Origin of the sequence: Cohnella laeviribosi DSM 21336 (assembly GCF_000378425.1) — a bacterium.
GTDB classification, from domain to species: Bacteria; Bacillota; Bacilli; order Paenibacillales; family Paenibacillaceae; genus Cohnella; species Cohnella laeviribosi.
On the sequence record NZ_KB899815.1, the window covers coordinates 71,482 to 94,402 of the forward strand.

Annotated in this window: 21 protein-coding genes; 3 read left to right on the forward strand and 18 right to left on the reverse strand. The window is 60.9% G+C overall.

Annotated elements, in window-relative coordinates; translation table 11 throughout:
• Positions 1–65 precede the first annotated feature (65 nt).
• The 4 genes from F560_RS0107300 to F560_RS0107315 all read right to left on the reverse strand — a co-directional run bounded on the left by F560_RS0107300 (position 66) and on the right by F560_RS0107315 (position 3,980).
• Positions 66–764 (reverse strand): response regulator, encoded by a 699-nt coding sequence (locus F560_RS0107300; protein ID WP_019005066.1) that lies wholly within the window; start codon positions 762–764, stop codon positions 66–68.
• A complete protein-coding gene (locus F560_RS0107305) occupies positions 761–1,603 on the reverse strand; it encodes a sensor histidine kinase (RefSeq protein ID WP_019005067.1) in 843 nt (280 codons plus the stop codon). Before F560_RS0107305 ends, F560_RS0107300 begins: the two co-directional genes overlap by 4 nt.
• A gap of 48 nt (positions 1,604–1,651) precedes the next feature.
• Complete coding sequence (locus F560_RS0107310) at positions 1,652–3,316, reverse strand: copper resistance CopC/CopD family protein (protein ID WP_019005068.1); 1,665 nt, start codon at positions 3,314–3,316, stop codon at positions 1,652–1,654.
• A 202-nt stretch (positions 3,317–3,518) separates the two neighbouring features.
• The gene (locus tag F560_RS0107315) at positions 3,519–3,980 is read right to left on the reverse strand and encodes a gamma-glutamylcyclotransferase family protein (RefSeq protein ID WP_019005069.1); all 462 of its coding nucleotides are present in this window, start codon (positions 3,978–3,980) and stop codon (positions 3,519–3,521) included.
• A gap of 172 nt (positions 3,981–4,152) precedes the next feature.
• On the opposite strand from F560_RS0107315, the gene F560_RS0107320 reads away from it, so the two are divergent.
• Positions 4,153–4,473 (forward strand): hypothetical protein, encoded by a 321-nt coding sequence (locus F560_RS0107320; protein ID WP_019005070.1) that lies wholly within the window; start codon positions 4,153–4,155, stop codon positions 4,471–4,473.
• Between the two features lie 146 nt (positions 4,474–4,619).
• Here the strand turns inward: F560_RS0107320 and F560_RS0107330 are convergent, their stop codons facing one another.
• Together F560_RS0107330 and ssuE are read right to left on the reverse strand one after the other, a co-directional pair.
• The gene (locus F560_RS0107330) at positions 4,620–5,585 is read right to left on the reverse strand and encodes an aldolase catalytic domain-containing protein (protein ID WP_019005072.1); all 966 of its coding nucleotides are present in this window, start codon (positions 5,583–5,585) and stop codon (positions 4,620–4,622) included.
• Positions 5,586–6,217: 632 nt separating this feature from the next.
• Positions 6,218–6,769 carry an NADPH-dependent FMN reductase gene (ssuE, locus tag F560_RS0107335; protein WP_019005073.1) on the reverse strand — a complete coding sequence of 184 codons (552 nt, stop codon included), beginning with the start codon at positions 6,767–6,769 and terminating at the stop codon, positions 6,218–6,220.
• A gap of 468 nt (positions 6,770–7,237) precedes the next feature.
• On the opposite strand from ssuE, the gene F560_RS0107345 reads away from it, so the two are divergent.
• Positions 7,238–8,317 (forward strand): LacI family DNA-binding transcriptional regulator, encoded by a 1,080-nt coding sequence (locus F560_RS0107345; protein WP_019005075.1) that lies wholly within the window; start codon positions 7,238–7,240, stop codon positions 8,315–8,317.
• 100 nt (positions 8,318–8,417) lie between these two features.
• Here F560_RS0107345 and F560_RS0107350 read toward each other — a convergent pair whose 3' ends face one another.
• The 11 genes from F560_RS0107350 to glcD form a co-directional block, all read right to left on the reverse strand.
• Positions 8,418–9,434 (reverse strand): ABC transporter substrate-binding protein, encoded by a 1,017-nt coding sequence (locus F560_RS0107350; protein WP_083932036.1) that lies wholly within the window; start codon positions 9,432–9,434, stop codon positions 8,418–8,420.
• Positions 9,427–10,209, reverse strand: coding sequence for an ABC transporter permease (locus F560_RS0107355; protein ID WP_019005077.1), 783 nt, complete (start codon positions 10,207–10,209; stop codon positions 9,427–9,429). The genes F560_RS0107350 and F560_RS0107355 overlap by 8 nt, the downstream gene beginning before the upstream one ends.
• Positions 10,210–10,253: 44 nt before the next feature.
• Positions 10,254–11,315 carry an ABC transporter substrate-binding protein gene (locus F560_RS0107360; protein WP_019005078.1) on the reverse strand — a complete coding sequence of 354 codons (1,062 nt, stop codon included), beginning with the start codon at positions 11,313–11,315 and terminating at the stop codon, positions 10,254–10,256.
• Between the two features lie 23 nt (positions 11,316–11,338).
• Positions 11,339–11,914 (reverse strand): TlpA family protein disulfide reductase, encoded by a 576-nt coding sequence (locus tag F560_RS22755; RefSeq protein WP_019005079.1) that lies wholly within the window; start codon positions 11,912–11,914, stop codon positions 11,339–11,341.
• Between the two features lie 3 nt (positions 11,915–11,917).
• Positions 11,918–12,571: a YcnI family copper-binding membrane protein gene (locus tag F560_RS0107370; RefSeq protein WP_019005080.1), complete on the reverse strand. Its 654-nt coding sequence runs from the start codon at positions 12,569–12,571 to the stop codon at positions 11,918–11,920.
• Between the two features lie 40 nt (positions 12,572–12,611).
• Positions 12,612–14,234 (reverse strand): copper resistance CopC/CopD family protein, encoded by a 1,623-nt coding sequence (locus tag F560_RS0107375; protein WP_019005081.1) that lies wholly within the window; start codon positions 14,232–14,234, stop codon positions 12,612–12,614.
• Positions 14,231–15,661 (reverse strand): 4-hydroxyphenylacetate 3-hydroxylase family protein, encoded by a 1,431-nt coding sequence (locus F560_RS0107380; RefSeq protein ID WP_019005082.1) that lies wholly within the window; start codon positions 15,659–15,661, stop codon positions 14,231–14,233. Before F560_RS0107380 ends, F560_RS0107375 begins: the two co-directional genes overlap by 4 nt.
• Before the next feature lie 31 nt (positions 15,662–15,692).
• Positions 15,693–16,604: an ABC transporter ATP-binding protein gene (locus F560_RS0107385; RefSeq protein ID WP_019005083.1), complete on the reverse strand. Its 912-nt coding sequence runs from the start codon at positions 16,602–16,604 to the stop codon at positions 15,693–15,695.
• Positions 16,605–16,609: 5 nt separating this feature from the next.
• Complete coding sequence (locus F560_RS0107390) at positions 16,610–17,806, reverse strand: 4-hydroxyphenylacetate 3-hydroxylase C-terminal domain-containing protein (RefSeq protein ID WP_019005084.1); 1,197 nt, start codon at positions 17,804–17,806, stop codon at positions 16,610–16,612.
• 225 nt (positions 17,807–18,031) lie between these two features.
• Positions 18,032–19,360: a (Fe-S)-binding protein gene (locus F560_RS0107395; RefSeq protein ID WP_019005085.1), complete on the reverse strand. Its 1,329-nt coding sequence runs from the start codon at positions 19,358–19,360 to the stop codon at positions 18,032–18,034.
• Positions 19,353–20,768: a glycolate oxidase subunit GlcD gene (gene glcD / locus F560_RS0107400; RefSeq protein ID WP_019005086.1), complete on the reverse strand. Its 1,416-nt coding sequence runs from the start codon at positions 20,766–20,768 to the stop codon at positions 19,353–19,355. Before glcD ends, F560_RS0107395 begins: the two co-directional genes overlap by 8 nt.
• Positions 20,769–20,972: 204 nt before the next feature.
• Here glcD and F560_RS0107405 point away from each other — a divergent pair, with 204 nt between their 5' ends.
• Positions 20,973–21,695 (forward strand): FadR/GntR family transcriptional regulator, encoded by a 723-nt coding sequence (locus tag F560_RS0107405; RefSeq protein ID WP_019005087.1) that lies wholly within the window; start codon positions 20,973–20,975, stop codon positions 21,693–21,695.
• Positions 21,696–21,872: 177 nt separating this feature from the next.
• Here F560_RS0107405 and nrdF read toward each other — a convergent pair whose 3' ends face one another.
• Positions 21,873–22,826, reverse strand: coding sequence for a class 1b ribonucleoside-diphosphate reductase subunit beta (nrdF, locus tag F560_RS0107410; protein ID WP_019005088.1), 954 nt, complete (start codon positions 22,824–22,826; stop codon positions 21,873–21,875).
• Positions 22,827–22,921 lie beyond the last annotated feature (95 nt).

Consider the following 22,921-nt stretch of genomic DNA (forward strand, 5'->3'; position numbering starts at 1 on the left):
ATCCCCGGCCAAAATGTGTCCATATTAAGGCAATGCCGTCCATGCGTGCCAATGCGCCATGCCTCTTAAGGCTCCACCAGGCCCCGTTCGTACGCATACCGGGTCAACTGGACCCGGTTGTCCAAATGCAGCTTCTGCAAAATGTTTTTGAGATGGTTTTTGACGGTGTGCTCGGAAAGGCCCAAAGCGGCGGCGATATCCCGGTTCGTCCGGCCCCGCGCAACCTCCTGCAAAATCTCCTTTTCCCGCGGCGTCAAGCCCTCGCGGATGACGCCGTCGCCGTCGTCCTCGGCCCCCGCGGCGCGCCTGCGCGGCGGGTTCGCCGCAGCTTGCGGCTTCCCGGCGAACTCGCGCAAAATCGACAGCGCCAGATCGGGATTGAGCGGCGCTTCGTCAAGAGCGACCGCGCGCAAATATTCGCGCCAGGCCGAGGGCTCCAAATTTTTGAGCAGGTAGCCTTGCGCGCCTTTTTTCAGCGCTTCGAACAGATGAGCCGGCTCGTCGGAGACGGTCACGATGACGATCTTGACGTCGGGGTAAGCGCTCTTGATCGCTTTCGCCGCCGCCAGACCGCCCATTCCCGGCATGGAAATGTCCATCAGCACAAGCTCCGGCGTCGTGGCGTCCATCAGCGAGAGCGCCTCTTCTCCGCTCGCCGCTTCCCCGACGACGATAAAATCGGAATCGGCCGACACGATTTCGCGCATGCCTTGCCGCGCATGCGGGTGGTCATCGACGAGCAGCACACGGAACGGCTGGTTCATCGTTTTTTTGTCCCCTCCTTGCTGAGCTCGAAGACGGTGCGGTCTCCCCGGCGCTCCGCCTTAAACGTCCAGCCCATCTTGCGGGCGCGTTCCCGCACCATGCGCAGGCCGAAGCGTCCCGGCGCCTGCAGCGGATCGCCGGCAAACCCGACACCGTCATCCTCGACCCGGCAGCGAAAGCCTCCCCCTTCGATCGTCTCTCCGATCACCGTCACGCGCTGCGCCTTCGCGTGCTTGCGGACGTTGATCAGCGCCTCCCGCAGACAGGCGTGCAGCTCGACTTTTTCCTTGCCGGACAAGCTGCCGTCGGGTATGCTCCAACGAAACTCCGCCTCGGCGTCGAGAATGCCGGCCGTCTCCCCGAGAAGCTCCCGCAGCGGAAGCACCCACGCGGCATCTTCTGCCGAGGGCGGCATCCGCAAATTGGCGATCGCCTGCCGCACATCCTCATGCACGGCGCGAACCGTCTCGCGCAGCTGTCCGGCCAGTTCGCGAACCGGCTCCCGGTCGGCGACCCGGTCCAGCTGATCCAGCTTGACCGCCAGCAGAAACAGCGACTGCGCGATGCCGTCGTGCAGCTGTCCCGCAAGCTGCTCCCGCTCCTGCAGCGCCGCCTTCATGGCCTTTTCGCGGTTCAGCTCGCTTTGCGATTGCTCGAGCCGGTGAAACAATCCGCGCACAAGCGTAAGCGTGACGGCGAGCACGATAAACGGAGCCAGCAGATTGCCGAGCTCCATCGACAGGTACGGCAGCAAAAACGCGTGGCGCACATATTCCCACAGCCCGATCGTCAGCGTGGGGATCCACAAGATGAGCCATTTGATCCGCTTGTCGCGCATGCCGTTCTCCTCCTTCCCGCCTGCTGCCCGCCCCGGCCTGTCACCGGATCAATAGATCCGGAACGCCGTTTCCCGCACATGCTCGTTGTTTTTCGAATCCGTCACGCGCACCTCGGCCTTCCACCGGCCGGCGAAGGGCAAATACGTTCCTTGGGCCCGGTAAGCCGCTTTCGCAAAGCCGGCGAAGTCGTCGAGTTCCTGATCCTCGTACGCTTTAAGCGGAACGTCGATCGTCCCGACCTCCCCTTTTCCTTCGGGATGAAGGCGGAGCAGCACCTGCTTCGGCTTGCCGAGCGCTTCGGGCAGCCATACTTTGACCGTAAACGCGTTGTCGCCCGGCGCATTCGGCGTAATCCGCAGCGTCAAGTGCATGTCCGTTCCCATCTCGTGATAATGCAAAGGAGTGTTGGCGGGAAGCGGATTCTGATACGTCAAAATGCCGACGCACAGCACGATGGCTCCGAGCAGCCCCACATCGGCCTTCAGCACCGCCTGCTGCGGCAACTCTCCCTTGCGCAGCCTCAGCCGGATCAACAAGGCGGCGGCGACGACAAGCAAAGACAACGACGTTTTGGCGATCAGCCATTTTCCCCAGGACGTATACAGCAAATAGGTCAAGGACGGCAAATACTGCAAAACGCTGAGCACACCCGTGACCCACAGCGCAATAAACGAGTACAGCGCCCACCTGGAAAAAAGCAGCGCGAATCTGCCCGCCTCGGTCCGTTCCTTGCGCCACACAAGCAGAAGCAACAGCACCCCCCCGCCCCACAGGGCGGCGCCGGCCAGGTGAACAAAGTCAAGCCCCACCGTATAGGTTACCGGAGAAAAAGCCGCCGCATGCCCGCTCCACGCCTCCGCGAACAGCGCGGCCGCCGCCCAGACCAGGCGGGCGTAAACGCCGATCGAAGCCAGCAGCGGAGCCGCCATCGCCAGCAGCAGCTCGGCCGCGTAAAGCCTGCCGATCGTCGTTTGCGTCAAAATCCGCCCCCACTCCGACACCGGCTCCCCTTCCGTTAAAGCGTTAAGGTGGAGAACGACAAAAACGAGCGCCGCGCACAGCGCATACTTGCCCATGAACGCGAGCGCCCTCTCGCGCGCCTCCCTTACGGCCGGCTCGGCACGGCGCTGCAGGCTCCATACCGCCAGTCCGGCCGTTGCGATCAGCCCCGCGTAATACGCGATCCGGGAGGCATACAGAAGGAACGACTCGACGGTCAGCCCGCTGCCGCTTGCGCCGTGCCCTTCGTGTCCGACCTGCGCATGCGGGTCAAGACGTGCCGAAGTCGTCTGCTGCGGAGGATTGCCGACCGTAAACACATAAGCGCCGGAAACCGGATGGCCGTCGGCGGAAATGACGCTGTATGTAACCGTATAGTGGCCTTCGCCGAGCTTGGGCAACGTCAGCCTCAATCCCTTGCCCTTCTCGATCCGCTCCGGCCGCGCGTCGGTCACCGAACGGGACGAACCGTCCAGCACGCGCAAATCGTACTGCGCCGAGTCCAGCCGCTCATTGAAGAGGATCTCGACATAGCCGGGACTTTCCCTCAGCTTGTCGTCCTGGCCCGGAGTCGCCTTCGCCAGCGAGGCGTGGGCGGAAGCCGGCTCAACCGCAAAACCGCAAACCAGCGCGAAGACGAGAATCGAAACGGCCAAACACCGGCCCAACAAAGAAGCTGCAAACAAACGCGAATGTAACGCAGACCGCGACACGAACCGTAATCCCTCCTTAAGGAGATATGCCTCATTCCGTACCGTCAAGGCACTTCCATCGTACCCGAACCGTTCTCTCCGTTCAACCTTCCCTCCGGCAGCGGTTTCGCGCAGGCGGACGGACCCATGACCCGACAAAGCGGCCTTGACAGCGGGCGGAAGCCGCGAACGCTCCGGGCCCGCCGCCGTGCGCTCACGCTCCCTAATCGCGGCGCCTGCGGCGGCAAACGTCCGGCCAAAAGTCGGCCGAAGCGAACCTAAGCCCGCGCGAATCCGCCCATACGTATGCCCATCCCGACACTTCCGGCCGTTCGGCATCGGACACCCAGACCCGCTCGTAATCGTTGGGCTCCTCGATGCCGTGGAACTCCTCGTACGCGTCGAGTTCGGCCAAAGCTTCCCTTCGGATCTCGTACCACAATCCCTTCACGTTCCCTTTTTCCTTCGTTTCCCCCAGCAACAAAGCGGGGTACGCCCCGGCATCGACCAAGCGTCCCCGCACCCGGCCCGGTACCGGCGCGGTAAGCAAATAAGGCTCGATCAGCTTGAAGCCCTCAAAATCCGGCAGCAGCGTTCCGTAGACAAACAGCCGGACAGAAGATCCGCGCGTTCCCAGTGTTTCCGGCCGTTTCATCGCCGACACCTTCCTTTTCAAGCGTAACATCGCCCAACGCCTCCTTTGCGCTCCTCATGCGCCACACCGCGCGCCGGGAGCTGCGAGCGGGGCGAATTCCTCAGCGGGTTCGCCGGCCAAAGCGCAGCCGTTTGCCAAACAACCCTTGCAGCGGATACAATTTTACCATCGCAACGAATTCGACCGGAAAAGGATGAGGCTTGTGAAAAGCTACGATTTGGCGTCGCTGTCCGTCACCCATTCGGCCGGAAGCTGGAAGCTGCCGTTTGCGCGCGCGAAGCTCACGGTCGTTCAGGAGTACGGCACTTTTTTGTGGTATATCGATGTGGAAGGCGTGACCGACGAGCGGCTTCTGTCGTTTTTCGCCGGAACGGAGGAGATCGATGTCATCGTCGAAGCGACGACGATCGGCGGGAGGCGCTTGCAAGGGGACGCCTATTTTCATCCCAACCCCCGGCACAAGGCGGCGGCCATACGCGGACAGGGCGAGCTGCAGGGCTACAGTCCGAACGCGGACCGCTAGGCGCCGGCGGCGGACTGGCCGCGGCGGATTTCCCCGTTCTTCCGTTCCCGGCCGCTTTCGCCTTCCACCGGCATTTGCGGGAAGGCGGGACGCAAAACGAAACGAACGGCTCCCCGTCGGAGAGCCGTTGCCGCTAAGCTGCCGGATTACTTGGAGTACACTTCCGGAGTCGTCATTTTGTCGTAGAAATTCACGTACTCGTCGCGCTGGGGCGATGCGCGCCACGCCATGGCCGAACGGGGATGTTCGTCGAGCGCGCCGGTCACCATGTACGGAATGAGATATCCCCACTCTTCCTTCTCGCGAAGCTTCACCATATGGCGTTCGATCATGCCGAGCACAGGCCGGAGATTGTACTCCGGTTTGGTCAGCTTGGCAAGCAGCAGCTCGGTCGGACAGTTGCCGGCCGCGCGGCCCATGCCGTAAACGGAAGCGTCGAGCAGCTCCACGCCCATCTCCGCCGCCACCAGCGTGTTGGCGAACGCGAGCTGCATATTGTTGTGCGTATGCACGCCGAGGCGCTTGTGCTTCAGGTTGCGGCGGAATTTTTCCACCAGGTATCGGATGTCGTCCGGGTCCAGGCTGCCGTAGGAATCGACGATGTAGACGACATCGATCGGGCTGTCGGCGATCATCGCGAGCGATTCGGTCAGCTCGTTGTCCATGACGTTCGAAAGCGCCATAATATTGATCGTCGTCTCGTAGCCGCGTTGATGGAACAAGGTGGCTAGCTCGATCGCCTTCGCCGTATCGCGCGCGTAGCAGGCGACGCGAATCAGGTCGAGCAGCGACTCGCTGCGGGGCAGCACGTCGTTTTCGTCGACGCGGCCGACATCGACCAGGGCGGACAGCTTCGTTTTTCCTTTTTGCGGAATCACCTTGCGCAGGAAATCGTCGTCGAGAAAACGCCACGGTCCCGCGTTCTCCGCCCCTTTAAGCAGCTTCGGGGAATTTTTGTAGCCGATCTCCATGTATTCGACGCCGGCTTCATTCAGCGACTGATACAGATCCTGCACGAATTCGATGCTGAAATCCCAATTGTTGACCAGTCCGCCGTCGCGAACGGTGCAGTCAACGATCCGGCAATGGCCCGTTTTGCTGTGTGCGCTCATGATTCCTTATTCTCCTTTGATATAAGTAGAAATCTTCCTCAAGTAGAAATCCTGGATCTGACAGGAACTTGCTACATAGTTTATAACGAAATCCGCTCGATTAACAAGAGGCAATGCCGCGACGCTGTGCCGCACGGACAGCCGCCTGCCGCCCGCAAGCGGGAAAAACGCGAGACAGCCCCAATCCCGCACGCCCGGCCCGGCGGGTTGTGCGCCGAATTTAATTGCCGCTATGACACTTAAATCGGGGGAACGCGCAAAATCGGGTTTTGCAGTTGCCTTTATAGCAACTGCATCGCCGCCCGACCGCTCCGGCGGGTTGTGCGCCAAATATAATTGCCGATATGGCACTTAAATCACGGGAACGTGCGAAATCGGACTTTGCAGTTGCCTTTATAGCAACTGCATTCCCGCCTGATCGCTCCGGCGGGCCCGATACAAAAAGATAAACCTCCATCTCCACTTTCTACAGTGGTTTTTGGAGGTTCAAACATTCGCCGGTTTGTTCTTGCGCCGGCCTTGCAGAGCTTATCCGTTGAGACAGTCCCGTTGCGACCGTTTCGTTTGCCCCGGGCAGCGGGAATCGGACGCTTCGGAACGGCGGTCGTCCCGGAACCGCCCCCGCTATGCGCTCAAGTTCCGGACTTGCTGGCCAGCCACTCGGCTTCCTGAAGCAACTGGCTGACGGATTGGTCCAGCCGGCTTGCCGCTTCTTCCGCAATATCGGCTCCGCCCTGGTCGTTCCACGTCACCTGGGTATCGAGCACGAACACGCCGGTCAGAATGTTGCGCGCGCCAAGCACCGAAAACACCGGCTTCATCGCGAAGTCGATCGACAGCAGATGCGCGATCGTGCCGCCGACGGCGATCGGGAGAACGACCTTGTTTTCCAGCCCCTTTTGCGGCAGCAGATCGAGATAAGCTTTCAAAATGCCGGTAAACGAGGCTTTGTACACCGGCGTCGCGACGATCACCGCATCGGCTTCCGCGACCTTTTGGTTGGCGGAAACGATCGCTTCGCTGTCAAATTTAGCGTGCAGCAAATCTTCGGCGGGCAGATCGCGCACATGCACGACCGAAAGCGAGTTCCCCGACGCTTCGATTTGCTTTCCGATGCGGTCCACGATTGCATGAAGTCTCGACTTTTGGGAAGGGCTGCCGACAATAACGACGATTTTGGCCACTATCGATCACGATCCTTTTCTTGATAAACTCGTATTTCCGATATAATCGCTAGGATTACACAAAATTATAGCGTCCCGTTTGCAAAACGACAAGCTCAAGTTACCACGATCCCATCCCGATTGCAATTGCCGTTCCGCGCGGCCGGCTTCGTCCCGCCTTCCCGCCGCGGTTGCGCGAAACGACGCCGCGGGTTTCCCTTTTGCCGCCTTTTGAAATCGAAAAATCGAATAAACTAAACAAGCCAAACCAATTCGTTTCAATCTAAATATAGTGCATAACACCCAGCTTTGTTCCGATCTTTTGGCTGGATTTTGTCCTTCATTCCTCGTTTTTTAGTTGTATTTACTAAAATTATTCGACCATCTTTAAATTTATTTAGTTTATTTGATTGCGAAAATGAGAATGTTGATAGTAAACTAAACGTATTCCAAGCTCTTATGATTTCGGAATCGATCGGAGAATAAATTATGAAAATGGAAGATATCGCTAGGTTGGCCCAGGTTTCCAAATCGGCCGTCTCCCTTGCCCTGAGCGGAAAGCCCGGAATCGGGAACGAGACGAGAGAGCGCATCTTGCGCATTGCCCGGGAAATGGGCTATTCGGTCAAGCCGCGCGCTTCTTCCGCAACGGAAAAGTCCGCAAAATCGCTCGTATTTCTTGTCGTCACCAACTTGGGGTTCGTTGCCGAAGCGTATTATCAGCAGCCCTTTTTCCGGGAACTGATTCACTTTATCGAAGAGCGCTGCCGCTCCAAAGGCTATTCGCTCATTTTCTCGACCGTGAACATGGAGTTTTTCGAAAGGGACGTGCGCGCCGTAGCAGAGGACCATCGCGGCAGCGGAGTCATCTTGCTCGGCACCAACCTAAGCCGCGATCACATCGCCGAGATCGCGGCGCAGCTGCCGCAACTTGTCGTGCTGGATACGTGCTTCGATACGCTGCCGGTGCATTTTATCGGCATCAACAACGCGATGGGCGCTTATCAGGCCGGTTCGCATCTGTGCGACATCGGACACCGGGATATCGGCTATGTCGCTTCCAACGTGCGGATTCATAACTTTGAGGAACGCAGGCTGGGCTTTCAAACCGCTCTGCGGGAACGAAACCTGGAGATCGCCCCGAGCCGGACGTTTTCCGTCGAACCGACCATCCTCTCGTCGCAGGATTCGATGCGCCGGCAGCTTGAGGCTTGCCTCAGGACGGAAGGAGGACTGCCGACCGCGCTCTTCTGCGAGTGCGATTATATTGCGATCAGTGCCATGAAGACTTTGTCCGAGCTGGGCTACCGGGTGCCCGAAGACATCTCGGTGATCGGGTTCGACAACATTACGGAATCCGTCATCGTCTCGCCGGAGCTGACGACGATCCATGTCGAAAAGGAGAAAATGGCCCAGCTCGCCGTGGACCTCCTGACGGAACCGGACGACCGCAGCAGCGGCGCCCGCATCAAAATCCGCGTCGACACCCGTTTCGTCGAGCGGCATTCCACCGGCGCGCCGGGGGTGTCTGCCGCCGAAGCGGACGCGGGTTCCCTTGAGAAGAAATAGGAGGTATAAAGAATTTTTCGCCTTATCGGCTTCGGTATGGTTCCGCTAAAACGGGCCGTTCCGCTCAGGCGTCGCTTGCCTGCGGAACGGCCCGCTTGCGTCAGGTCTGCGGATCGGGCAGAAAATCCGATACCGCATACGTCTCTTTCCTGCCTTTCAAACGAACGAGCGTGTCGACAACGTTTTGCTCCTCCTTGGCGATGCTCTCCAACAATGGAGCGATGCCGAACAGCTTGCGCTCGAATACCGTCAGCCATTCGATATGCTCCACCTCCGTGCGCGCGCTGAGCCATTCGGCGGCGCCGTGCACGTCGCTTCCGAACCAATCCTCCTGCCGGAGAATGGCGTCAAGCGCGGCGTCCAGCACCTCCTCGCGCTCCCGGTAATAGCGGGCATTCGCCAAATAGACGTCGCGGGTGGCGACCAGTCCGGTTCCGTCTGCCACGATTCGAACACCGGACGATTGCAAACGGCTCAGGACCGGTTCGGCGACGGCCCAAGCATCGGCCTTTCGTTCGGCAAACGACCGCTCCATCGCGGACGGCGCAACCGGCGCCAGCTTCATATCCGCAAGCGGCAGGCCGGCGCGATCGGCCATTTGCATGAGGAGCAGATGCTCGTTGGTGTAACGCGGGTAAGCGATCTTCTTCCCTTTCAAATCGGAAACATTCAAAATGTCCGATTCCAGCGGAACGACCACCGCATAAGCGGCCGGATTCGACGGTTCGGCCGCCAAATAGACGACCGGGTCTCCTTCCTTGAGCAAAAAAGCCGGAACCGCATCGCCCGTCGCCGCCAGATCGATCCGGCCTTCGCGGAGGGCGGTTAACGCTTCCGCTTCGTCCGCAAACGCATGCCACTCCGGCGTGACGGACAAGTCCGCGAGCCGGCCGGACAGCTCCCCCTTTTCCCGCAGGACGGTCATGACCGCATTCGGCTCCGCGTATCCGATCCGGAGCTTGCCCGGGTCGATCGGCGCCGGAACCGCCGCGGAGTTCGTTCCCCCGGCCGCGAAGCCGCAGCCCGCGCACAGCATCGACAGAGCCATCAGCACGACCGGCACCGCAAGGCCCCGCCGGCGGCGCATCCCGCGGCGCGCTTCCGGCCCGTCAGGCATTCACGGACAGCCCTTTGCGCCAGCGGGTGAACCGCGCCTCGATCAGCGCCAGAATATAGTTAAGCAGCAAACCGACGAAGGCAAGCAGGATGATGCCGGCATACATATCCGGTATCTGGAACGTTTCCTGGGAATTCAAAATGTAAAACCCGAGCCCGGCGGATGAGCCGATCATTTCGGCGGCGACGAGCGCCGTGATGCAGTAGGCGCCGCCCAGACGGATGCCGGTAAAGATGCTGGGCGAAGCGGCCGGCAGCACAACGCGGAAAAAAATGTACGTCTGCGATGCGGCCATGGACCGCGCGGAATCGATCAGCAGCTTGTCGACATGCTTGACCCCGCTGACCGTGTTCAACAGAATCGGCCAGAACGACGCCCAGAAAATAATCGCCGTCTTGGACGGTTCGCCGATGCCGAGAAACAGAATGAACACCGGAAACAGCGCGAACGCGGAAATTTGGCGGAACAGTTGCAGCAGCGGATCGACAATGGCCTCAAAGCGCTTGAACCAGCCGAGCAACAGCCCGATCAGCGTCCCCGCCGCAATCGCCAGCAGCAAGCCCGACAGCGAGCGCTGCAAACTTTTCGTCAAATGCACCCATAAATCGCCCGTCGACAACAGCCTGCCGATCGATACGATTACCTGGGACGGCGGGCTCAAATAAGCCGGGTTGACGATACCCAGCCGGGGCAACAGCTCCCAGACGACGATGAATGCCGCAATGGCAAGTCCGCGATCCGTTATGTTCGTGAACAAGCGATACCCGTTTTTCATGGACGGCCTCTCTCCCGTTGTCATGATGGCTTCGCGCCTGCGGCTTAAGCATCCGCACCGGCGGTTTGGTCCGGGGACGCTTGACCGGAAGCGAACGGATTGAATTCGTTCGTGTATACGTCCTTGACGTTGACTTTGCCTTTTGGAATTTTGCCTTCCTGCTCCAAAATGTCGATGTAATACTGGATCGGCGGCTCGGTAATGACGAGATTTTCCACGTAAGCGAAGCGGTCGATATATTTGACATCCATGTTCAGCCGCTTGGCAATGATCTTCCGGGCTTCCTCCGGATTCTCGTTGACCCAGTTGGCCGTCTTGGCGATCGCCGTTACGAAATCTTTAACCGCCTGCGGATGCTCCCGCGCGAACTTGCCGTTGACGCTGTAAGGCGCCATGCCGCCAAGCCCGCCGTCCAGATCGTAGTCGCTCCACAGCTTGACGAGCTTGTCGTTGTGCTCGGCTTTGCCCGAAAACGGGGCGTGGATGATCGCCAGATCGATGCCGCCCTGCTCCAGCGTCTGCTCCTGCTTGTCGTCGGGGACGACGAGAAAATTTATTTTGCTGACGTCGACGCCCTGCTCGCGGAACCACTTCTTGGAGACAAACTCGGCGCACGCTCCGAAGCTGTTGAAGCCGATCGTCTTGCCTTCCAGATCCTTCGGCGTCTTCACGCTGCCGTCGTTGCGGGCGAAATATTTCATATGCGGCGCCTCTTCCAGCGTCTTGCCGCCCGCCGAGATGACCTTGATATCCGCGCCGCTGGCGATCGCCGAAATCACAAGCGGCACCATGCGCGTCCCGAAATCGAGGTCTCCCGTGCCGACGAGCGGGATGATCTGCGGAGCGGCCACCTTCCCCACATATTTCGGCCGCGTCGACGTGCCTTCGAAATACCCCAGCTCATCCGCCAGATAGACCAGATCAAATCCGGGATTGTCCGGGTACTTGAATTCGACAACCTCCCGGTCTCCGTTATTGGAGCCCGGCGCATCGTCCGCGCCCGCCTCCTTGCCGGCGCCGCCGCAGCCGGACAGCGCAAGCGCGCCGACGAGAAGCGCGGCCAACGCGATGACCTGCATGCGTAACCGGGACTTCGATCCCTTCATGGTTCAGCTCTCTCCTTTCGCGATTACGAATCAACCTTTCCCTTTTCCCCGTAAAAAACGTGCTCCAGCCGCTTCCGGTCGGTCTGGCCGACCAGGGTCTCGCGCAAAACGCCGCTTTTGTCGAATACGAGCGAGGTCGGGTAAGCGGCCACCTGCAATCGCTTCGCGGCCGAACCGGTCTCGTCAAGCAGAACGGAAACCTCGCTTCCGAAACCTTGCGCGAATTCGGCCACCTCTTCCAGGCCGGTTTCGGTAAACGTCAAATTGACGGCCAACACGGCAACATCCGGATGCGCGGCGGCGAAGGCGGCCAGCTCGGGCATCTCCGCCTTGCACGGCGGGCACCAGCTCGCCCAGAAGTTGACCAGCACCGGCCTGCCCCGGTAATCGGACAGCTTGGCGAGTCCTCCTTCCAGCCGCTCGAGCGCGAAGTTCTCGGCTTCGGCTTCTTGCCCAGCAGCTTGCGGACCGGACCTGCCGAAATGCATGTAAAGCCCTAAGCCGAGCAAAACCAGCAGCACGATCACCGCGGCTGCGTTGCGCTTCGTCTCTCCTTGCGAAGCCGCGTCATCCAACAACGCCCGCAGACGCCTTTCCATGCTTCAGACGGTCCGCTTGCCGCGCCGCAGCGACACCGAAACCGCAACGAGGCCGGCCGCAAGCGCGAGCAACGCGACATAGAAAGAAGGGGAACGGACGCTTTGCGAAGACAGCCAACCGGCTCGATCGGCATCCTCCGCTTCCTTGCCGGCGGGGGATGCGGCATGGTGATCGCCCGAGCCCGTTCCGTCCGCGGCAAGCACCTTCGTCACGGGAGCCGGTTCGTCCGTGCCCGCTCCGCCGACCCATTCGACAACCGAGCCGTCCGCATACGTCTGGTAGGCTTTCCACGCGAGCGAAGAGCCGGCGTCCTCGTCAACCTGCCCCTGAAGGCGAAATTCTCCGAATTCGCCTTCCTTAAGCCCTCCGTCTACGGCCGTCCACGTAATTCCGGTGTAAGATCCGTCCCCGTTCGCCGCGAATGCGTAGGTCCATCCCGGCACCGGCTGCACCCGGCTGACGGTTATCCCTTCGGGGAAACGGACTTCCAGCTTGACCGTCGCCGCCTCCTTTTCGGTCGGAACCCGAACCGTAAAGACTTCGTAAGCTCCCTGTTTCGTTTCCGCCGGCAGCACGGTCACATGCGCGGAGGCGGTACCTGCGAACGCCAGCGAAGCCGCCAGCGTAAGAACAGCGATTTTATGCGGAATCCCCATCGCCTTTCTCCTCTCCTTTCTTCGCTTGCTTAACTTTTCGTTATCTTCTTTCGTTGTAAAAAACTTTTGTCGTGACGTATTCGTTGTCCGAACGGTCCAGCACGCTGACTTCAAGCCTCCACTTTCCGGCGAACGCCAGGTATTTGCCCTCCGCGCTGTAATGATGATCGTAAAGCCGCAGCGGACTGCCGTTCGTCTCCACCTGCGAAAGCGGCACCTCGATCGGAGCGATGTCCGGGTTGTCCAGATAAGCCAGTTTAAGCGTTACGCGCTTCAGCCCCCCGTCCCGGCCGGTCCCGCCCACCGATACGTTGAATTGGTTGACGGCCCCCGGCTCGTTGGGCGTCACGATCGCGGCGATATGGACGCCGTTCACATTTTCGTGCCAAAACAGCGGACCGGTCGCGGCAAGCGGATTAAGAAATGTGAATATTCCGGCAATTGAAACAATAAGAGCATGCAGACCGATGTCCAGCGACAGCCAACCGCCGAATCCGGACCATCTTTGCGCGCGAACCCGCCGGCGCAGCCCATAGCCTGCCGCAACGACAAGCAGAACGGCCGCCGATTTGGCCAGCAAAAGCTTGCCCCACCATGTCAACGTCAAGTGGCGGAAGCCGTCCGAATACAGGTACGCTGCGGCCAGTCCGCTGACGGTCAGCAGCGCGACGGCCGCCAACGCCGCCTGGGACAGGGCGGGAAGATGAGGAAGAATGCGTTCCCGCTCCCGTTTGCGCCAGTGAAGGGCGACGGCGAGCAGAACGCCCGTCCAGACGCTCGCCGCGAACAGATGAAGCACGTCGAGCGCAAAGGTTGCGGCCGGCACGGCATACCCCATCGCATGGCCGTTAAGCCCTTTGGCGGCAAACATGAACGCGATCCAGACCGCGTCCGGCAGCCTCCGTTTTCCCGCGACGGCAAAGCCGACCGCGACTGCCGAGAACGCCAGCAAATAGGACAAGCCGATGGACGTTCCGAGCAGCAGGGAGACTTGTTCCGCCTTCCCGAAGCCGGTTCCCAGACGGAGAAGGTCTTTCCAGGCGATAAGCGCCAGAGCGGCCGCATGCAGTCCCAGCAGCAGGCGGAAGACGAACCGGAAGCGGGCGGGAGAACCGTCTCCAATCCCGCGGACGAGAACGCGGATTCCGGCCCAGCCGGTGACCGCAAGCAAGCTGGCATAATAGAAAATCCGGATCAGCCAGTAGGGAACGTTCTTGCCCAGTTCGTGCTCTTCATGAAGCTTGGAAGCCGAAGTATAGCCGATTTTCGCTTCCGTACGGCTGCCCACCGTGAACACGTAGGACGCTTGCACCGGGTGGCCGTCCGCCGATACGATCCGGTACGAGACGGTGTAGCTTCCGTCCGGGAGCTTGGGCAGGGCGAGCCGGACGATTTTCCGGTTCCGGTCCATCTCCGCAGGCCGGTCCGCAACCGGCAGTCCCTTTTCGTCATAAACGCCGATTCGGTACAGCCGGTTTTCCAGCCGCTCGTTAAATGTCAGAACGACCTGATCGGGCGGTTCCGCAAGCCTGCCGTCCGGCGCGGGAGAAGCCCGAAGCAGCGTCGAATGGGCGGCGGCGCCCGGAACCGAAACCCATAAAAAAACAACGAGGAGAACGAATACCCGGACAAAAACGCTTAACGCTTCGGGAACGCTCTTCATCCGATATGCCGCGCCACCCGGTCCAGCAGCGCCTGCTTGTCGTATTCCGCATATTGCGCCGCGTACGTTCGCGCCGGGTCTCCCGCATAGAAGCGTTCATAAAGCTCGTGCCGGGCCCCCAGCCGGCTGCCCGCCAAATCCCAGGCCGTCTTGAGCAGCTTGACTCTCTCCTCGGCGTCGCGGTCGGCTCCCCGGTAAATGTTGCGCAGCCGGGAACCGAGCGGACCGTGCAGCTCGGCCAGCGTTGACGGCACCTGCAGCATGCCCGCTCCCGACAGCAGCTGCAAAATCTCGATGGCCCGGGGATAATAACGGTTGCCCAAATTTTTGGCGGTGACCAGCGGCTGAAGCTCGGGCTCCCACACGCCGTCGGGATGAAGCGCGCAGCGGTGCTCGGCGGACTTCAGCAGCGCTTCGACCGTCTCCAGTTGGAGAAACAGCTCGGCCAGCTTATCCTGAACATGGGAGAACCGGGCGATGCCGATCGATGCGGCCAGTTCCACGCCGACGGCGGCTACGAACTCCAGCTTGCTTGCCAGCCGGGCAACGTTCTCATGGAGGCTGATCGCGCTCACGAACCGATCCGAACGGATCTTCCAAATCGCCTCGGGATTGTTCCGGATGAATACCCGATCCCACGGGATCAGCGCATCGTCGAAGACGAGAACGGCGTCCATCTCGTCGTAGCGCGAGCTAAGCGGGTGATCTTCGGTTCGTTCGGACGCGAACGGCTCGCGGCAAATCAAATGCACGCCCGGATGGCTGGCGGGGATGGCGAACATCACGGCGTAGTGCTTTTCCTCGGCTGTCTTCGGGCTGTGCGGAGAGACCATAATTTCATCCATATACGGCCCGCCGGTCGCGATCATTTTGGCGCCCCTGACCACGATCCCTTCTTCGGTTTCCTTGACGACCCGCAGCGCCGTATACAAATCGCCGAGCTCGGATGCGAGCTTCGTCCGGTCGATTTGCGGATCGTGCCCCGCCGCCGTAAGCAGCAGGTCGCGGTCCCTCAAGTCGGCGTAATAACGGGCGATTTTGTCCGGAAAATGAGGTTCTTCTTGCCGGATCAGATTACTCCGGATATGCCAGCCCGTCAATTGGGCGCGATAAAATCCCGCCACCCGGCTCATGACCCCGAACGTCGCATCCGACCAGACGCGGAAGGAACGTCCTCTTCGGAAAATATCGTCCCGTTCTCTCGGAACGAGAAAAGCCAGATTGGCCTTTGCCCCCGTTTCCGTCGTAAAGGTCAACTCGGAGCTGCGGACCGGATCGTCCTGCAAATCCAACAGCGCCGCCACCGAGCGGACCGTTCCGGCAAAGGCCGGATGGCGGGCAAGATCGCGAACGACTTCACCGTCAAGCCAAACGTTACGCTGCTGCGCGAGTCTCTGCAAATAACGGCTGCCCGACGTTGCGCTCAAGTCGCTTCACCTCTTATGCTCCCTATGTTCACTATCCGGTAATCCGTTCCGGCACGGCGCCGGCCGGCTCCGCCGCTGCCGCCGGCTTGGATGTCTCCGAGGCCTGCGCTTCTGTCGCCGCCGTTCCCGCCGCCGAGGAAGCGGAGGCGCTAAGGCGCAGCGTTTGCTCCACTTCGTCCTTCAGCACCGTCCAGGCCCGCTGCCGCAGCTTGACGAAAGCTTCGGAATTGCGGATCTCGGCGGAACGGGGCCGCTCCAACGGAACATCGATGATCTCTTTGACGCGGCCGGGCCTTGCGGTCATCACCGCCACCCGATCGGCAAGGAAGATCGCTTCGTCCAGGCTGTGCGTAATAAAAACGATCGTCACCTTGCGGGCTTCCCAAATCCGCAGAAGCTCCGACTGCAAAATCTCCCGCGTCTGCGCATCGAGCGCCGCGAACGGCTCATCCATGAGCAGGACGTCGGGTTCGTAGGCGAGCGCCCGGGCGATCGCCACCCGCTGCCGCATCCCGCCGGAAAGCTCGTGCGGATACCGGTGCTCGAACGATTGCAGGCCGACAAGCTGGATATAGTCGAGCGCGATCCGTCTGCGCTCCTTTTTGCGGACGCCGCGGATGTGCAGGCCGACCTCGACGTTTTGAAGCACGGTTTTCCACGGAAACAGAGCATAACCTTGAAAAACGACGCCGTGCTTGGGATTGACCCCGTTGACCGGCTCCCCGCCGATCGCCAGCTTCCCGCCCGATTGGCGCGCCAAGCCGGCCAGGATGTTCAAGAAAGTGGACTTGCCGCAGCCGCTCGGGCCGAGAATGGCCAGAAATTCTCCCTCCCGGACGGAAAGGGAAAATTCCTTCAGCACGGACACGGTCTCCTTCCGCCCCGATTCGTTTCTTACCGTATAGCGCATCTCCAGGTTTTCGGCCGTTATTTTGTCCGTCAATTCGCTCACCTCCCTTGCGGTTCGTACGCCTGAGCGTCGATCGCCCGGCGAAAAGCCCGGTAGCGTTCGCGAAGCTGATGCTGCGGGTAATGCCGGTACAGCTCTTTCGAGCGCTCGATCGGATCCCCGAAGGCGAAGCGCTCGTGCTGCCTGCGCCTTGCGGCCTCTTCATCGCCCGCAAGGCGCCAGGCCAAACGGCGAATGTCGTGCTCGCGGGATTTCGCACGGTGAAATTCCGATCGTTCGGAAGGCGCGGCGAAATCCGGCGCGTCCAGCAGTTCCGTCCCTCCGATCCGGTGAATGAGCTCGGACGCGCGGCGGTAACCGTCGCCGCCGACCCGCTTGGCGGCCGCGACCGGCACCGGCGCAGGCAGCAGCGCCCCCGCCGGACTCCGTTCGGCTTCCAGCTCGGCGGCGTAAAGCAGCGCTTTAAGCGACTCGAGCTCCTGAATCAAAAGGCCGAGCTCGTATTGAATGTCGGGGTCCTTGCTCAAGCCCGTTTGATCAGCCAGGGCGAATGCGGTCCCCGTCAACAGCTCGAGGGCGTCCAACTGCCTGGCCGCCCACTGGTAGCCCGCCAGCGCCTGCACGAACGGGTGCGAGCGGATCAGCTCGGCTCCGGCCGCGTTGCGGTCCAGCAAAATTCGCTCCTGCGGAATGAACACCCGGTCGTAAAGGACGGTCGTCCACGACGAAGTTTCCGGGTGGAGCCTGATCTTAAGCCCCTCGCTGCCGGTCGGCACCAGCGCAAGCGTCGTGGGCGCTTCGTCCCCGTATTCCCGGATCCAAACGAGCAGTTGCCCGGCATGGGCGGCGTCGGCGGCAAACGTCTGGCTGCCGCTTACCGCGATCCCCTCCGAATTCCGCTCGACGACGGGAATCGTTCCGTTTGCCGAACGAAACGGCCGGATCCGCTGCAGCGAAGTCGTCATCAGGCCGAGCTCCTTGCGGCTTCGCTCGTAAATCAGCTGAGCGGACAGCGGAAAACGGGCGATATCCCGAAACGGCTGCGTCTCTTTGTGCTCGAACCAGCCGGCGAGCAAGGCGTGCGCATAATCCGCCAGCCCTTCGCCGAAAGCCGACTGTCCGCCGTGAAGGCCGAACAGCCCGAGCCGCCTTTCCTTCAGTTCCTCCAATGTGTGCGGCAACGAATACGCCCGCTCGATCCAATACCGATCGGATTTCTCGCGTCGTTCAGTCATGATGCTTCCCCCTTCGCTCCACGTCCGGTTTCATCGTCATCGGCTCCCAACAAAAAGAGGTTTTCGCAACGGCGCCGGATGCCGTCGCAAAAACCTCTAGTCAACTAGTCGGCCTATTAACTTCACTTTTCCAAGCGGTTTAGTATGATTGAATCATATACCCCAAAAGCTGTGCAGTCAACCCTGAAAATTCCAATTCCAACCGATCGCCCGGTTCGGGAGCGTTCAGTCCCCTTTCTTCATCCGCTCGTGCAAAAAGTCGGCAATATGCGCCACCTTCATGCCGCCGCCGTCGCCGTAACGCTCGACGCCGAGCTTCATCTGCAGCAGGCAGCCCGGATTGCTGGTCAGCAAATAATGGGCCCGCGTCGCGTTTGCGTGCTCCATTTTGTGCTCCAGAATTTGGTCCGCCATCTCCGGCTGGGTCAGGTTGTAAATGCCGGCCGAGCCGCAGCAGCGGTCCGCCTCGTGCATCTCGACGAATTCCGCGCCGGACACCCGGCGCAAGAGCTGGCGGGGCGCATCGGACGAACGCATGACGTTCCGCAAATGGCAGGAGTCCTGATAGGTGATGCGCACCGGGCCGCCCGGCGCCGCGGGATCGCCGAAAGAAGGAAGCCGGCCAAGCCGGAAAAGGATGTCGCTGACGTCCTTGACCCGTCCGGCGAACCAGGCCGCATCCTCCCGGCAGGCCGGATCATCGTGCAGCAAATGATCGTATTCGGCCAGCAGCGCTCCGCAGCCGCCGGCATTGGATACGATGTAATCGACGCCGGCTTCCTTGAACGCCCGGACGTTGCGACGGGCGAGCTCGCGCGCGTCGTCCAGCTCGCCGCTGTGGGCGTGAAGGGCGCCGCAGCAGTTCTGCGTTCGCGGGATGACGACCTCGAATCCCGCTTCCGTCAGCAGTTCCACCGTATGCACGTTCGTCTCCGCGAACAGCGTATCCATCAGGCAGCCGCGGAACAGGCCGACGGTGGCGATTCGCTCGCCTTTGGCCGGGTGGCGCCCGCCGATCCGTTCGATGACGCCTTGCCCGGAAGCTTCCGGCAGTATTTTTTCCATATCGGCCAACTGCTTCGGCAGCAGCTTCAGGATCCCCGTCGTTCGCGCAACCCGCTGCAGCCCGGATTTCTGGTAGAAGCGCAACGCTTTGCCGGCCAGCCGCATCCGGCCCTGCTTCGGGAACAGCTCCTTGAAGACGAGACGCCGCACCCCTTTAACCCATAAGCGGTGGCTCCTCGTATGGTCCTCGATCGCGTCGCGCGCCTGCTCCAGCAGCCGCCCGTACTTCACGTCGGCCGGACAGGCCGGCTCGCACGCCCGGCAGCCGAGGCAATGATACATCTGCTCCTCAAACGCTTCGTCCGGGTCCATCAGGCCGTCGGCCACCGCTTTCATCAGCGCGATCCGCCCCCGGGGCGATTCCGCTTCGATTCCCGTCTCCCGGAACGTGGGACAGGCGGGCAAGCAGAAGCCGCACCGCATGCAGTTCGTGAGCTGGTCTTCGTCCAGCGTGATCTTCAGCTTCGCCGCAAGCTGCGGATTAGCCATGATGGATCACCACCCTTTTGCGCGTTTGCTTGGCGAACATTTTGCCGGGGTTGAGCAGATTGTGCGGGTCGAAAGCCGCCTTGATCCCCTTCATGACCTCGATGCCCGCGGCCCCGACCTTCCATTCGAGGAACGGCGCTTTGACGATCCCGACGCCATGCTCGCCGGTGATCGTGCCGCCGAGCGCGATGGCCGCTTCGAATATTTCCGCAAACGCCTCCTCAACGCGATGCACCTCGTCAAGATCCCGGGCGTCGGTCGTCGCCGTCGGATGCAGGTTGCCGTCGCCGGCGTGGCCGAACGTGCAGATGTTGACGCCGTATTTGCGGGCGATCCGGTTGATTTCGAGCACCATGTCGGCGATCTTCGAGCGCGGCACCGTGGCGTCCTCGAGTATCGTCGTCGGCCGCAGCCGGGCGAGCGCCGTGAAGGCGCTGCGCCGCGCCGCTAGCAGCTTGTTCGCCTCCTCCGGCGTCGCCGCGACGCTGATCCGGGCCGCGTTCTCCCCTCTGCAAATTTCCTCGATCCGGGCGATGTCGCGTTCCACCGTTTCCGGCTCGCCGTCCTGCTCGATCAGCAAAATCGCTTCCATATCCAGCGGCAGGCCGAGCTTGGCGAAATCGTCCACGACCCGGATCGTCGGATTGTCGAGAAACTCCAGCGTGGCCGGGATGATGCGGTTTTCGATAATTTTGGATACGGTCCGAGCCGCGTCGTAAAGATCGGCGTACATGGCGAGCATCGTCTTTTTCGCTTTCGGCGGCGGAATCAGCTTGAGCGTCGCTTCCGTAATGATCGCGAGCGTTCCCTCCGATCCGACGAGCAGCTTGGTCAGATCGTAGCCGGCCACGTCCTTCATCAGCTTGCCGCCGGTCCGGATAATGTCGCCGCTGGCCAGCACCGCTTCCAGTCCGATCACGTAGTCCTTGGTCGTGCCGTATTTGAGGCCGCGCAAGCCGCCCGAGTTCTCCGCGATGTTGCCGCCGATCGTGGAGACGGCCATGCTGCTCGGGTCCGGCGGATAAAACAGTCCGAGGCTCTCCACATGGGCGCTGAACTGCTTCGTATTCAGCCCCGGCTGCACGACGGCCGTCAAGTTCTCGAGGTCGATCTCCAAAATCCGGTTCATGCGGTGCATCACCATGACGACGCCCCCGTTCACCGGCACGGTGCCGCCGCACAGATTCGTGCCCGATCCCCTGGTTACAAGCGGTATGCGGTGCTTGTTCAGCACCTTCATGACCGCCGAAACCTGGGCGGTGTCGCGGGGATACACGACGGCGTCGGGCAGCGCCTGCTGCATGGCGGTCCCGTCATAGGAATGGGTGACAAGCGACTGCGGGTCATCCTTGAAATCGGCGTCGCCGAGAATGGCGATCAGTTCGCGCTTTGCTTGTTCGGGCAGCAAGCCGGACACTCCCTCTCGATCAAGATTCATTTGAACGCAAAATTAATCAGGTCATCTGATGACTTTTGTCGGTTTGTAGTATACACTAAAATAAAAACGTTGGAAAGCGTATTCTCGCGGAAAGTCCGGAAGGCAAGGCGAACGGAAGGCCGCCGGACCGCCACGCCGCCGAATCGATCGGCGAACGCTTGCAAAGGAGCTGCTATGAACGAAAACCGGCCGTTGAAAAGCCACGAATGGGTCATGAACGACTTGAAGAGACAGATTGAAGAAGGAAGCCTGGCTCCCGGGGACCGGCTGGCGTCGGTCGTCGAGCTGGCGGAGCGCTACGGCGTCGGACGCTCGACGATCCGCGAAGCGCTAAGCGCCCTGAAAGCGATGGGCATGCTGGACATCCGCCAGGGAGGCGGCACCTTCGTCAAATCCGCGCAGCCGGAAACCGCGCCGTCCCATCCCGGCATGCTGCATCCCGAAGCCTGGGCGGACCGGGCGCTGACGCTGCGTCATATTCTGGAGGTGCGGCGGGTGCTGGAAACCGGGTGCGCCGCGCTTGCCGCCGCGAACCGGACCGGGGACGATCTCGGCAAGCTGTCGGCGATATTGGACGAAATGGAAGCCCGCATGGACGACGAAGCGTTCAACGAACAGGCCGATGTCCGCTTTCACGAGCAGATCGCCGCCGCTACGCGAAATCCGCTGCTCATGCAGCTGATGGAATCGATGTCGCTGCGTCTGCACGACAGCATGCGCGATACGCGGGCACTGTGGTTTTACGCGGAGCGATCCACCGCTCAGCGCCTGCTTGAGGAGCATCGCGCCATCTACGAGGCGATCGCCGAAGGCGATGCGGCGGAGGCCAAATCCCGCATGGAGCTGCATATCGCCAAAGTGGAGCAGGTCTTAAACGAGAAGGGCGCGGGAACGTGACAAGAGGGAGTCTTCGGCCCTTATCCGGCGTTCTTACGCCTCCCCCTGCCCCAGCCGTCCGCACGGCGCATCGCAGCCTCGGTCGGCCCGTTCCCCTTTGACATTCCGAAACGAAAAACGCAGACAAGCGGAAGCCCGTAGCTTCCGGCATGTCTGCGCAGCATGATCGCATTTTGTTCAGTCAAAAATGAAATCCTCGTCCGTGAGCGGCTCGACGTTGGTCGCGCGCACGTAGCCGTTACCTTTTTTGGAGAAAAAGTCGTGCTGCTTCGTCTTCGTGCTGATGCCGTTCAATACGATCGGATTGATCTCCTCTTCCGGGAACAGCGGCTCGAAGCCCAAATTCATGAACGCCTTGTTCGCGTTGTACCGCAGGAACGCCTTCACTTCGTCCTGCAGGCCGATCGGGGTGTACAGCTCGTCCGTATATTCCTCTTCGTTCTGGTGGAGGAACCTGAACAGGCCGACCAGCGTCTCGTAAGCCGCCTGCTGCTCGTCCTCGTCCAGCTTCGCGTACACCTCTTGGGCCAGCACGCCGACATACAGACCGTGAATGCTTTCGTCGCGCAAAATCAGGTCGATGATCTCCCCGCAGCTTGTCATTTTGCCCTGGCCGGCCAAATAAAGCGGATAGAAGAAACCGCTGTAGAACAGGTAGCTTTCGAGCAGCACCGACGCGCCCATCGCGAGGAAGAGATCCTTTTGCGTACGGATGTTCGTATAGTATTGGGCGATCGTCTCCGCCTTCGTCTGCAGATGCTTGTTGTTTTCGACCCAGCGGAATACGGCGTCGATTTCTTCGGTGGTCGCGAGCGTCGTGAAGATGCTGCTGTACGACTTGGCGTGAATTTGCTCCATCATTCCCATGAACGACAGCACCGCCTTGCGCTGCAGCCCTTCGACGTGCTCGTTGATGCCCGGCATGCCGACGCCGCCCTGCAGCGTGTCGAGCAGCGTCAGGCCGCCCAGCACTTTGATGTATACCTCCTGCTCCGCTTCGCTCATCTTGATCCAGGTCATTTTGTCGTCGGACAGCGGAATTTCGTCGTCCGTCCAGAACTGCATAATGTTCTGCTTCCAGAACATGATCGTATAGTCGTCGTCAGGTCGGTTCCAGTTTACGGCTTTCATCGGTGGCGCTCCTCTCTTTCCCCCTTGGCGGGGATAGAAAAGCCCGCAGCGCGGGCTTTTGGTCTAAAGGTGGCGGGACCTGCCAAAGGCCGGTC

What these genes read in the sequence shown, in the direction of transcription:
- nrdF (WP_019005088.1), bottom strand. Translation starts at nt 22,826, where the DNA reads ATGAAAGCCGTAAACTGGAACCGACCTGACGACGACTATACGATCATG.
- F560_RS22755 (WP_019005079.1), bottom strand. Translation starts at nt 11,914, where the DNA reads ATGGAAAGGCGTCTGCGGGCGTTGTTGGATGACGCGGCTTCGCAAGGA.
- F560_RS0107315 (WP_019005069.1), bottom strand. Translation starts at nt 3,980, where the DNA reads ATGTTACGCTTGAAAAGGAAGGTGTCGGCGATGAAACGGCCGGAAACA.
- F560_RS0107370 (WP_019005080.1), bottom strand. Translation starts at nt 12,571, where the DNA reads ATGGGGATTCCGCATAAAATCGCTGTTCTTACGCTGGCGGCTTCGCTG.
- F560_RS0107350 (WP_083932036.1), bottom strand. Translation starts at nt 9,434, where the DNA reads ATGCCTGACGGGCCGGAAGCGCGCCGCGGGATGCGCCGCCGGCGGGGC.
- F560_RS0107360 (WP_019005078.1), bottom strand. Translation starts at nt 11,315, where the DNA reads ATGAAGGGATCGAAGTCCCGGTTACGCATGCAGGTCATCGCGTTGGCC.
- F560_RS0107355 (WP_019005077.1), bottom strand. Translation starts at nt 10,209, where the DNA reads ATGAAAAACGGGTATCGCTTGTTCACGAACATAACGGATCGCGGACTT.
- F560_RS0107395 (WP_019005085.1), bottom strand. Translation starts at nt 19,360, where the DNA reads ATGGCTAATCCGCAGCTTGCGGCGAAGCTGAAGATCACGCTGGACGAA.
- F560_RS0107345 (WP_019005075.1), top strand. Translation starts at nt 7,238, where the DNA reads ATGAAAATGGAAGATATCGCTAGGTTGGCCCAGGTTTCCAAATCGGCC.
- F560_RS0107375 (WP_019005081.1), bottom strand. Translation starts at nt 14,234, where the DNA reads ATGAAGAGCGTTCCCGAAGCGTTAAGCGTTTTTGTCCGGGTATTCGTT.
- F560_RS0107300 (WP_019005066.1), bottom strand. Translation starts at nt 764, where the DNA reads ATGAACCAGCCGTTCCGTGTGCTGCTCGTCGATGACCACCCGCATGCG.
- F560_RS0107305 (WP_019005067.1), bottom strand. Translation starts at nt 1,603, where the DNA reads ATGCGCGACAAGCGGATCAAATGGCTCATCTTGTGGATCCCCACGCTG.
- F560_RS0107405 (WP_019005087.1), top strand. Translation starts at nt 20,973, where the DNA reads ATGAACGAAAACCGGCCGTTGAAAAGCCACGAATGGGTCATGAACGAC.
- F560_RS0107330 (WP_019005072.1), bottom strand. Translation starts at nt 5,585, where the DNA reads ATGAGCGCACACAGCAAAACGGGCCATTGCCGGATCGTTGACTGCACC.
- F560_RS0107390 (WP_019005084.1), bottom strand. Translation starts at nt 17,806, where the DNA reads ATGACTGAACGACGCGAGAAATCCGATCGGTATTGGATCGAGCGGGCG.